The organism is Shewanella sp. 10N.286.45.A1 (genome assembly GCF_041470405.1).
In the GTDB taxonomy this organism is placed as follows: domain Bacteria; phylum Pseudomonadota; class Gammaproteobacteria; order Enterobacterales; family Shewanellaceae; genus Shewanella.
In genome coordinates, this window is the sequence record NZ_JBFRMK010000281.1 from 1 (window position 1) to 10,532 (window position 10,532).

11 protein-coding genes are annotated in these 10,532 nt (G+C 42.7%); 2 read left to right on the forward strand and 9 right to left on the reverse strand.

The annotated features are described in order from the left end of the window. Positions 1 to 336: 336 nt before the first annotated feature. The gene (locus AB4238_RS18785) at positions 337 to 525 is read right to left on the reverse strand and encodes a hypothetical protein (protein WP_372034812.1); all 189 of its coding nucleotides are present in this window, start codon (positions 523 to 525) and stop codon (positions 337 to 339) included. Positions 526 to 951: 426 nt separating this feature from the next. On the opposite strand from AB4238_RS18785, the gene AB4238_RS18790 reads away from it, so the two are divergent. Then, a complete protein-coding gene (locus AB4238_RS18790) occupies positions 952 to 1,188 on the forward strand; it encodes a hypothetical protein (RefSeq protein ID WP_372034813.1) in 237 nt (78 codons plus the stop codon). Between the two features lie 63 nt (positions 1,189 to 1,251). Here AB4238_RS18790 and yghU read toward each other — a convergent pair whose 3' ends face one another. Next, complete coding sequence (yghU, locus tag AB4238_RS18795) at positions 1,252 to 2,109, reverse strand: glutathione-dependent disulfide-bond oxidoreductase (protein ID WP_372034814.1); 858 nt, start codon at positions 2,107 to 2,109, stop codon at positions 1,252 to 1,254. Between the two features lie 208 nt (positions 2,110 to 2,317). Then, positions 2,318 to 3,331, reverse strand: a complete 1,014-nt coding sequence (locus AB4238_RS18800; RefSeq protein WP_372034815.1) for an HAD family hydrolase — start codon at positions 3,329 to 3,331, stop codon at positions 2,318 to 2,320. A gap of 252 nt (positions 3,332 to 3,583) precedes the next feature. Here AB4238_RS18800 and AB4238_RS18805 point away from each other — a divergent pair, with 252 nt between their 5' ends. Beyond that, on the forward strand, positions 3,584 to 3,832 hold the full coding sequence (locus tag AB4238_RS18805) for a hypothetical protein (protein WP_248973269.1): 249 nt from the start codon (positions 3,584 to 3,586) through the stop codon (positions 3,830 to 3,832). A 90-nt stretch (positions 3,833 to 3,922) separates the two neighbouring features. Here the strand turns inward: AB4238_RS18805 and AB4238_RS18810 are convergent, their stop codons facing one another. The 6 genes from AB4238_RS18810 to AB4238_RS18835 form a co-directional block, all read right to left on the reverse strand. Then, entirely contained in the window at positions 3,923 to 5,992 is a 2,070-nt protein-coding gene (locus AB4238_RS18810) for a M13 family metallopeptidase (protein ID WP_372034816.1), read from the reverse strand. A gap of 135 nt (positions 5,993 to 6,127) precedes the next feature. Beyond that, on the reverse strand, positions 6,128 to 7,192 hold the full coding sequence (locus tag AB4238_RS18815) for a PepSY-associated TM helix domain-containing protein (protein ID WP_372034817.1): 1,065 nt from the start codon (positions 7,190 to 7,192) through the stop codon (positions 6,128 to 6,130). A 297-nt stretch (positions 7,193 to 7,489) separates the two neighbouring features. Then, positions 7,490 to 8,014, reverse strand: coding sequence for a hypothetical protein (locus AB4238_RS18820; protein ID WP_372034818.1), 525 nt, complete (start codon positions 8,012 to 8,014; stop codon positions 7,490 to 7,492). Between the two features lie 467 nt (positions 8,015 to 8,481). Beyond that, positions 8,482 to 9,237: a hypothetical protein gene (locus AB4238_RS18825; RefSeq protein ID WP_372034819.1), complete on the reverse strand. Its 756-nt coding sequence runs from the start codon at positions 9,235 to 9,237 to the stop codon at positions 8,482 to 8,484. Continuing rightward, positions 9,230 to 9,484, reverse strand: a complete 255-nt coding sequence (locus tag AB4238_RS18830; protein ID WP_372034820.1) for a hypothetical protein — start codon at positions 9,482 to 9,484, stop codon at positions 9,230 to 9,232. Before AB4238_RS18830 ends, AB4238_RS18825 begins: the two co-directional genes overlap by 8 nt. A gap of 295 nt (positions 9,485 to 9,779) precedes the next feature. Then, positions 9,780 to 10,436: a nitroreductase family protein gene (locus AB4238_RS18835; protein ID WP_372034821.1), complete on the reverse strand. Its 657-nt coding sequence runs from the start codon at positions 10,434 to 10,436 to the stop codon at positions 9,780 to 9,782. Between the last annotated feature and the right edge of the window lie 96 nt (positions 10,437 to 10,532).

Sequence of the window (10,532 nt, forward strand, 5' to 3'; positions counted from 1 at the left end):
TTCAGGTAGTACGGGTATACCAATCGGCATAAGTAGTTGGTCTACTCAGAGTGTTTTTTGGCGAACTAATTCAAGGCGGATAATTGCCATAATGGTGTTCCCTTTTGCCTTTATCCAACACCGAAGTAGGAAGCCAAAAACACTCCTTACAGGCCAGTTTTAGCGGCTCTGATGCTGCGTTAATGAGCTTGAACCTAGTTTAACTATGTACTTCACTCATTGCCTGGCCTCAAAACCGCTAAACTCTCGCTGAGCGACCAAATCTTTATACCGATTGGTATTATATTGAAATGGGCCTTAGAGGCCCATTTTTCTATAGGATCTGCAGGGGCTCGTTTAGATTAGATTTGCTGCTATATGGCTTAAATGTAATTCGAGTTCATCTTCTGTTTTTGGCAACGAATCAAGCTCAAATGATAAAGGTTTGCTGCCATTGAGCATAAACACAGAGCTTTCACCGTGATCATAGTGGAACCATTTTCCATTGACGCAAAGATCTGTATAGCAATTGGGTAGTAGCTCCATCGTGCACCTCTAAATTGTACATTTCATTTCTAGTAAGGCTTTAAATCACAACTTTTGCGAGTACCGCATCATTACCGATGCGGCTGTTTGTGATCTGGTTCACTATTATATGACCCGAAAAGGCGTAGGTGCTTATTGATCTACATCAACGCTGCTGTATTTAACTGTGATTGTGACAGTAATAATCGCTATTTATGACTGTTAGAGAGGTCTGAATACCACAGTTAAAGCTAAAAATACTGCTTTGTAGGTATGCAGAGGTGGTTTGAACTTTAATGCGCGAGTCGAAACATTAGAGTGTTAATCAGCTTTTGCTACATTAACTTTTCAAGCTTGATCTGAATCATGGCGTGATGGGCTAAATAGATTCAATATTGAAAGATAGCGTCGAGCACCGAGTACTATGATGATTAAGGGAGGTAAAGCGTGACAGATACAAAACTGATATTACTGTTAAAAACAGCTATTACTCTTGGTCTTTGCCTCATTTTACTTGGGATCTATTTCCACAACTTTAGTGAAACTGTGGAGGCGATGGGGGTTAAAGGGATCATCATTAGCGCAATGTGTATTGCCTTTGGCATGGTTCTATCATTGCCAACCAAAATGTACCTAACTTTTATCCTTGTGCGGCGCGAAGCAGAACGTAATCAATCTGAATGACAACACGCCTGGAGCGAGTGATACTTGTTCGACCCAGGCGTGCAGGCTATAGCACTATAAGCTTTAAGGTTGCTTCTTTAGTACAGCATCGATATCTTTCGCACTATGGCGCTCGGCTAATTGCTGCCACTCTTCACCCCAGGTGCAGTTGACTACTTTTCCACGTTTAACTGCAGCTCGTTCGCCAACTAACTTAGCCCAGCGTTGCACATGGGTGTAGCTTTCGACATCAAGGAACTCGGCGGCATTATAAAGTTTACCGAGTACTAAATTACCGTACCAAGGCCAGATCGCCATATCGGCGATAGTGTAGTCTTCACCTGCGATATACTCATTTTTTGCTAATTGCTTGTCGAGTACATCGAGTTGGCGCTTAGCTTCCATAGTAAAACGGTCAATTGGATACTCGAACTTTTCAGGCGCATAAGCATAAAAATGACCAAATCCACCGCCAAGGTAAGGTGCAGAGCCTTGTAGCCAAAATAGCCAGTTCATGGTTTCTGTGCGGGCGGCAATCTCTGTGGGCAAGAAGTGGCCAAACTTATCTGCAAGGTAAAGTAAAATGCTCCCCGATTCGAATACATTGATTGCGCTATTGCCTGAGTTATCAATCAGCGCTGGAATTTTAGAGTTGGGGTTTATCTCAACAAAGCCTGATGAGAATTGATCGCTGTCGCCAATATTAATGAGGTACGCATCGTAATCGGCGCCAGATACGCCTTGTGCAATTAACTCTTCAAGCATGATCGTCACTTTCTGGCCGTTAGGTGTGGCTAACGAGTGCAACTGTATCGGGTGTTTACCGACAGGAAGTGTTCTTTCATATCTCGCGCCAGAGTCTGGGCGATTGATGCTTGCCCATTCGCCACCATTTTCACTGTCCATTGTCCAAACTTTTGCTGGAGTGTATTGCTTGCTCATATCAATTCCTATGTGTTTAGCTGTCTTATTAATATGGGGCTATTTCATTCTTTTAAAAGCGTCGCAGATATAAAGATTCGTCATGATAAAGTACTACTTAATCTAACTGTGGATGAGTATATTTGTCACGTGAAAATGACGGATCAGTATTTTAGCAAAGAAGGCTTTCAAGCCTTCTTTGCTTTGTTAGCTGTTACTGTCAATAGGGCTATTTACTCGCGCTGGTGGCACCAAATACTGTACACCAGTCATTTTTCATATCGATTAAGTGCCAGTTGTCTTTTTGTTTGGCCTCATCGAGTGCCTTGTCTAACCGGCCAATGGATGAATCGCGATCATATTGCCATTCACGTTCACTGTCGGTGTGATGCACTATCATTGCCATACTAGGGATGTTCTGGCTGGTACTCCATTGCATCATGGCGTGATCGCCGTCGGAATTACCTACCGCGAGTATTGGTTTTTTGCCAATAATGCGCTGAATATTTTCAACTTTTACCTGTTTGTCATTGTTTGACACTAACTCACCATTTTTCACTATCACCGTATCAGCGCCCACTTTTACTACGTCGTATCCAAAACTGCTGCCAATCACATTCTCAGCAGGTATGCCATATGCTTGCTCTGTCCAGGCGCGCATAAAGTCACTGCCGCCACCTGAGACGATGTAGTTAGTAAATCCGTTGGCTTTAAGATAAGTCAGCATCTCTTTCATTGGCTGATAGGTCATGTCGATATAACTGCGCTCGAAGCGTTGATTTTTACTCTTAGTCACCCAGCTGTGCACTATCTGCTGAAACGCCTCCACTGTTAAGCCTGAATGGGTTGCTTGCAGTAGCTCTAGCAGTGCATGGTGATCGGCTTTCATCAGTGATTCAATATCATCTTTAAGCACCCATTTAAAAGGTGTTTGGTTTTTCCACTGTGGATGTTTGCTGGCAAGTCCTTTAATCTGTTCTAAGGTAAATACCAGTTGGTAGTACATAGGCTGTTCTGACCAAAGGGTGCCATCATTATCAAACACTGCGATACGGTCTTTAGCAGCGACAAACCTTGGGCTATTCGGGTTGCTGACCTCTTCTACGAACTCTAAGATTGCACTTCTACGTTCACTGTTGGCCCATGAAGGGAGATCACTGGTATTAGATTGGCAAGTGACGGCCAAAGCAGAGGTTGACGATAGTGTCAGCATAAGGAGCAAAGACAGAGATTTGAGCTTCATAAAAGATCCTTTAAGTTTAGTGTTATTCCGGTTAAACAGATATAACTGCCCAAAAGAACAGGGAAAATTGCTAGTTTGTTGACAGTAACTAAAGCTGGAAATGGTAATTAAATCAAGTTGCTTTGTCGTATAAAAGTCAAACTTTTTCTGACTTACCATTAACTCAGTGCAAATTTAGTTATAGACGCGTTAAAATGGCGCCAATACTAGGCTGTTGCATACACAGTTTTGGCAAGATGAAGAGAGAGTAATATGAGTGATGAACAAAGTGTGATTGATAGCTTAGATAAACTAGAAGCATTCCTGCTATCAGTTGAGAATGGCGGTCTAGGCCTGGTAGGTGTAGAAGGCGTAGGTATGGCAACTAACAATGCCGATGGGCGTCACTTTGTTGCTGTTTTTGATAATAATCATAAGTTACTACATGCCCGTTGGATCACCGACGAAATCTTCGTTACCGGTAAAGAGATGGTACGTCATGGCGTAAAAGGCAAGCATTAAGCTTTTCACAGCTTGTCCCGTCCTGAGTAAAAAAGCCCCGCTTGCATAAGCGGGGCTTTTTATTTTCTTATACCAACATGCTCATATTATTTACCAAATACGTACACGTTCTTCTTCAGTTAAGTAAAGTGCATCACCTGGTTTAACATCAAAGGCTTTGTACCATGCATCGTGGTTACGTGGTGCTTGAGCACGGTAGCGACCTGGTGCATGAGTACCTGCTCGCAGCTGGTTCAGCATACTTTGCTCGGTGCGTTTCTCTTTCCAAACTTGAGCCCAAGCAAGGAAGAAGCGTTGATCGCCCGTCACGCCATCGATTACCGGCGCTTCTTTGCCATTCAGGCTAAGTTTGTATGCGTGATAAGCCATTGATAGACCACCTACATCACCAATGTTTTCGCCAAGGCTATTTCGGCCATTGACGAAGTTATCAGGGATAGGTTCATACTTACTGTATTGAGCCGCTAGCTGATCAGCTTTGGCTTCAAATGCTGCACGATCGGCATCTGTCCACCAATTGCGTTGAATACCGTTGGCATCAGACTTAGAACCTTGGTCATCAAAACCGTGGCCCATTTCATGGCCGATAACAGCGCCAATACCGCCATAGTTCACTGCTGCATCAGCATTAGGATCGAAGAACGGTGGTTGTAAAATGGCTGCTGGGAATACAATCTCGTTAAACGAGCTATTGTAGTAGGCGTTAACCCGTTGCGGTGTCATGCCCCAACGGTTGCGATCCGTTTTCTTTAGTTCTTTAGCTACGCTATCAGCTTTAAAGTACTCGCGTAGATTGTGAATGTTACCGACTAAATCTTTGTTGGTCAGTACTAAACCATCAAACTCTTGCCATACATCTGGGTAACCAATTTTAGGATTGAAAGCGGCAAGTTTTGCATGAGCATTAACTTTAGTTTCGTCACCCATCCAGTCAAGCTCATCAATACGTTGACCCATAGCGGTACGTAAGTTCTCAACTAGCTCAGACATCTGCTGCTTCGAAGATTCAGGGAAGTAGCGGGCTACATACACTTTACCAATAGCGAAACCTAATGATTGCGTGCCTGACATCTCTGAAATTGCACGTTTCCAACGAGGGCGAGGCTCTTGTTGGCCACTTAGCTCTTTGCCGTAAAATGCAAAGTTAGCGGCGTAGATATCTTCAGAAAGCACATCTGAGTTGTTACTGATGGTATGGAAAGTCAGGTAATCTTGCCAAACCTTAAGCGACTCGCTATTGACTAGGCCAATCATTGTTTTAACTGGATCAGGCTGCGAGATGTTCAGCTGTGGGACTTTATAGCCGGTTTCTGCGAAGTACAGATCCCAATCAAAGCCTGGATATTGCTTAGCAAGATCAGCACGCTTAACTTGGTTTAAGGTTAAGTCACGGTTACGACGCTTTTCGCGAGGCCACTGACCCTCAGCCATCTTAGTTTCTAACGCAAGAATGGCTTGTGCTCGTGCTTCGCCATCTTTAACACCTGCGAATGCAAGCATTTGTGCAATGTGGCTAACATAAGCGCTGCGGATTTTAACGAAACGTTCGCTATCTTCAAGGTAGTATGAACGATCTGGTAAACCTAAGCCGCCAGCACCAATCGACATTTCATATTGGTTAGGATCTAGGCGGTTAAACCACATACCACCAGAAATAGGAGAGGTTGCGCCAGTTAACCATGCTTGACCAAATACCTTGGTTAAATCATCGGTATTCTTGATTGCTGAAATCTGATCAAGGGTGCCTTGAATCGGCGTGATACCCAGTTTGTTGATGGTATCTGTGTCCATGTATGATTTGTAGAAGTCAGCAATGAGCTGCTCTTCAGCATTTAAATCACTGCGGCTAGCAATATCATCGATGATCTCTTTAACTTGCTCTTCACTGCGCTCAGCAAGACCTGTAAATGCGCCATATCGAGTCTTGTCTGCAGGCATGATGTAATGGTCGTACCATGTACCGCTTGCGTACATAAAGAAGTCATCGCCAGGTTTGACGGCTTCATTTCGTGCAGAAAGGTCAACCCCGAAGCTGCCTAGTTCCGCTTTAGTTGCAGTAGTCTTAGTGACTTCTGTCGCTGCTGTTTCATTAACATCCGAAGCGCCGCAGCCACCTAAAAAGGTAGTGGCTAAGGCAATAGCAATTAGTGATTTTTTCATTATTTTATGCTTTTCCATGCTGAAGTTATTATAGTTTTCTACAGCGTCAATCTTCTATAAATGGCATAAAATGTCAACTGGGTAATTGTTAGTAAAGTTTTGCTACTAGCAATTACCCGCTAATGTTTTGGAGATCTAACGGCGTTTTTTCTTAAAAATACGTCGATAGAAAGTTAGTGCACTAAACATTAGGATCATGCAGCCAACCAATGACACACTCGTAATAAATACAACGTAACCAAAAGGCATATTAAGCGCGTCGTGCAACGGTCTTACAAAACTGGCTACTCGGGCTGAAAGTGGTCTGTCGCTGTGCTTTAAAGCCGATTTAATGGTGCCTTCGGCGTGATTGATACTGATCCTGTCTGCATTACGTAACCACACGTCGCTATGGCTATCGAACTGGATGCTATAGCTAGGTTCCGCTGCTGGTTCTCCCTCTTTTGGCTTTTTAGCGCGATCTTTACTGACTGCAACGAGTAGAGAGTCAGGCCAAATGTTTTGCGCGGTTTGTAATTGGCTTGGCCAATCTTTAGCTTGGCTTTTAGGGTAGCTAATTTCTATGTTCGAGCTTGGTTTTAATGCGCCGAACCACAAACCTTTATAAGTGATTAAAAAGCCACTTAAACACAAAACGAATAGAGGCACAGAGATAAACAATCCGAGTTGAATGTGACTTTTTAACAAGCTACTTGAACGAGTATCTTTAGGGAGACTTTGTTTTAGGCGAAAACCTTTACGCACTCGCCACCATAGATAGATCCCCACTAAGGTGATAACCGCACCAATCATTGATGCCCAAGCATTGAGGTACTTACCAAAGTCACCCATTAAGAAGTTTCTGTGTAACCAGAAAACAGTGCTATACATCGGCATTTCAGAAAACTTGCGAATAGACAGCTCATTGAGCTCACTATCTAACGCTATTGTTGTGCCCCTTGCTCCAGCTTGAATATATGGGGTGTGCTCAGTGGGAAAGCGAACAGAGCTTATTTCTGGGTAACGTTCAAACAGTGTATTTGTCACCTCTGCTTTTCGCTCAATAGACAGTGGTGCGTATTGTTGTCCTTTGTCATCAAGGCGTTTGAGCATGTCCATGCTGCCAAGGTAAACACCTGTTGTTAATACAATTAGCATGGTAATGCTAATAAAAAAACCAACCCAATTGTGGAACCATTTTAAAGCGGGAACGACATTCATTGTTAAGATCTCAAATCGGTCTTGGCAAAATATAAGCACAAGACAACTACGGCTAATAGCTTACTTTTATTTGTATAAGGGCTTTATTTTTGTCTGGAAGTTGTTGCAGACAAATAAGTAAACTTTGAAGTTGAGAATGGTAATGAAACTCAGTAACGAGTTCAATTAAAGAAGTGTAAAGGAGCGTGATGCCGCTAGCAGTTTTTATCTGTAGTTATAATAAAGCCCGCACAGAGCGGGCTATTGATATTGTGGCAAGTTGTTTGCGCTAAATAGTTGTTTGCGCTAAATAGTTGTTTAATTACTTAAGCAGCTACCTACCTGTTGTGGCACAAGTTTGCTTGTCTGAATATATTTGTCACCCATACAGGCGGTAAGGTGGCTAAAAAAAGCTTTAAGTTGAGTATTTATCGGCCTACGCCTTAGCTTTTGAACTGCTTTTATTGCACTTTGCTGACATTGGGCTTTAAAAGGCTGAAGGCTTGTTTCGCAGTGGCTGCTATCGCTGAAGCCTAAACAGCTCCGGTACTTTTTATCCGTGCATAGATAATGTTGACCATTGCTAATTAAATCAGCGAAGGTGACATTTTTCTGCGGCTTTTGTTTTGGTTCTTCATCCATATTGACCAACATAAACGACTTGGTTGCTATGACTGAATTACGGTAAAGAATATCGAGCGTCCAGCGGCCGCTGACCAGCTCATGTTTGTCGCCAAAATACCACATAGCCAAATTACGATTATGCTTGAGCATAGTGTCTGTCCAGCTTGATGTCGTGAAGCCTTTACCGCTTTTAGGGTCAACAATTTCTGGGTGTGTCATACGCACCGTTATAGGGAATTGCGCCTGATTGACGAGCTCGGGAGCTATCTTTCCTTTGGCATTTTTCGGTAGGGTTACCGAATAACGATACCCTATATACCCATCCCACTTGAAAATGCTCGTTTCAGAGGTGTTGTGCTAGTTCAATTCTAGGCGCGTTAACGTGGGAATGGTTATTCCCTTTTAAGTTACCGCAACAACGAAGTGGGCTTGCACAACCCCTTCTTCGATGGGGTTTAATGGGTTTTACTCTGTGTTATTGATTTTACCAAGGGAGCGACCATTAGCTGCAATCAATGCCTTGACTAAAGCCCATTAAACTCACACTGAATCCTGCATTTTCAGGTCGGGTGGGTATATATTGGCCTAAAGACGGCAGCACTAGCTGGCTCGAAAAAATATTGTATTGATTGCCATCTTGGCTGATTAACCCAGCCTCTAGAATACTCACTCGTGGCGATAGTAGATTAGAAATCGTGCGCTCGCTCGTTAGTTTGTGCTTGATTCGATAATGCGTAGGGGGTGCCCTCAATAGAGAGCACCTTTGGCGGTTGCGCGTGATTGACCTTCAGTAGCTGTAAGGGGTTATTGAAAGCGGTCAGCTTATCTAAGTGCGCGAATGCAGAAGTATCTAATACGGTGAGTCGATTATTGTTGATCTCAAGCTCAGTAATCAGCGGCTCAGCGCTAAACGAAACATCTTTAATTTTGTTGTAGTCTGCTTTGAGTGTCACCAGTTGTGAATTACGGCTTAAATCGAGTTCATTCAATTGATTATTTCTAACAGATAGCTGTATCAATTTCGGGTTTTGGCTAACGTCTATTTGTGTCAGCTGATTACTCGCAAGATAGACATGGCTCAATTTAGCATTATGAGTTAAGTCGATATTATCCAGTGTGCCTACAGATAAATTAAGGCTTTGTAGTTGCGGGTTATTAGATAGATCGATATTAGTTAGCTTATGTTTGCTTAAGCCTAGATCTCTTAATTTTGATTGAGCAGAAACATCAATTTGGGTAAGTGGCAGTTTGTAGGCGTAAAGGCTAATCAGCTTTGAATTTTGGCCTACATCGATGTTGCTTATTTTATTGTTAGAGATATTGAGGAAAGTGAGCTCAGGGCTGTTGTTCAAATTGATATTGGAAAGATTATTGCCTTGTAGATTTAAACGCTGAAGGTTGGGGCGGAGTGTTGTATCAAACTCTACCAATTCATTATTCATTATTCATTAAATTGAGGTCAGTAAGTGCCGGCATGTAACGAATTTCGTCGACATGGGTGATCTGTCTATCCGAGCAGTTGAGCTCGGTAATGTCTGACAACACTGCCATTTTTGTTTGTGCAATACAGTGTGCAAAGTTTGGATCTTTAAGTTGAATATCACTAACATTTTTGGGTGAGAGGGCGCAGCCACTTAATGCTACTAGCGTAGCGCTTAAAATGTAGGTGGTTAACTTCGATGATGTCATAACGTCTATTTCCCTTAGTGGTTGCTAGGCAACCTTCATCTAACCATTTTTGAGTTTAATCATTAAAAAACAAAGGGAAAGTAACACAAAGCTAACTTTAATCAATCATGAGTTAAGCGATAAATTGTCAAATTTTGCGCTGTGAAGGCTTTAGGCTAAGAATTGGATGAGCAGTGAACAATTATGATATCGAATCAGTCGTAGTTTTATAAAAAATACCGTACATACGACCAAGTATGTACGGCATTATGGGGTTATTTAGCAATGGTCACTTGTCCATTGAATAACGGTTTAATTAGATAACGGTCATAACTGCTTCAGCGCTCAAGCGTGATTTTGGCAGTGCTGCATTGTAGTCTTCATCAGCATGGTGGTAACCAATAGCCAGTGCAACCTCACAGACATAACCATCTAACTCATCTTTAAAATTCTCACCGATAAGCTCACTGTCTACGCCTTCCATTGTGGTAGAGTCGATGCCAAGACGAGCTAATACATGCAAGGTGTTACCCAGCGCTAAGTAAGTTTGAGATTTAGTCCAGGTTGCAGTGTTACCAGTCTCGTCAGTATTGAGCTCAGCAAAAGCAAAGCCACCAAAAGCTTGCTCTCGCTCTTCAGGTTTCGTACGACCGTCTTCAATACCTTTATCAACCACTTTAGCGTAATCGTCACGGGTGTAATGTGGGTTGTGAGCAAACAAAATAATGTGTGATGCTGATTTCACGTGCGGCTGATTAAACTGAAATTTATTAGCAAATGTGTCGTGCATACGTTGCTTAGCTGCATCGCTCTCAATCACAATAAACTTCCAAGGCTGAGAGTTAATTGATGAAGCGGATAAACGCATAGCCTCATAAATTACATCAAGTTCGGCCTGAGGAACGCGTTTTGATGCGTCATATCTCTTTGCTGTGTAACGGTTCTCTAAATCAGTAATAATTGGGTGTGTCATGTTTGTTTCCTTATGATGCTAGGGGCTGTTGACCTTTCACGGTTGTTTTTGCCGCAGTTTATTGGCTATTTTGACAAGGCGGAGGCTATGTCGTTT

Coding starts and splice junctions, on each gene's coding strand:
- AB4238_RS18785 (WP_372034812.1), bottom strand. CDS start 525: ATGGAGCTACTACCCAATTGCTATACAGATCTTTGCGTCAATGGAAAA.
- yghU (WP_372034814.1), bottom strand. CDS start 2,109: ATGAGCAAGCAATACACTCCAGCAAAAGTTTGGACAATGGACAGTGAA.
- AB4238_RS18800 (WP_372034815.1), bottom strand. CDS start 3,331: ATGAAGCTCAAATCTCTGTCTTTGCTCCTTATGCTGACACTATCGTCA.
- AB4238_RS18805 (WP_248973269.1), top strand. CDS start 3,584: ATGAGTGATGAACAAAGTGTGATTGATAGCTTAGATAAACTAGAAGCA.
- AB4238_RS18810 (WP_372034816.1), bottom strand. CDS start 5,992: ATGAAAAAATCACTAATTGCTATTGCCTTAGCCACTACCTTTTTAGGT.
- AB4238_RS18815 (WP_372034817.1), bottom strand. CDS start 7,192: ATGAATGTCGTTCCCGCTTTAAAATGGTTCCACAATTGGGTTGGTTTT.
- AB4238_RS18820 (WP_372034818.1), bottom strand. CDS start 8,014: ATGACACACCCAGAAATTGTTGACCCTAAAAGCGGTAAAGGCTTCACG.
- AB4238_RS18825 (WP_372034819.1), bottom strand. CDS start 9,237: ATGAATAATGAATTGGTAGAGTTTGATACAACACTCCGCCCCAACCTT.
- AB4238_RS18830 (WP_372034820.1), bottom strand. CDS start 9,484: ATGACATCATCGAAGTTAACCACCTACATTTTAAGCGCTACGCTAGTA.
- AB4238_RS18835 (WP_372034821.1), bottom strand. CDS start 10,436: ATGACACACCCAATTATTACTGATTTAGAGAACCGTTACACAGCAAAG.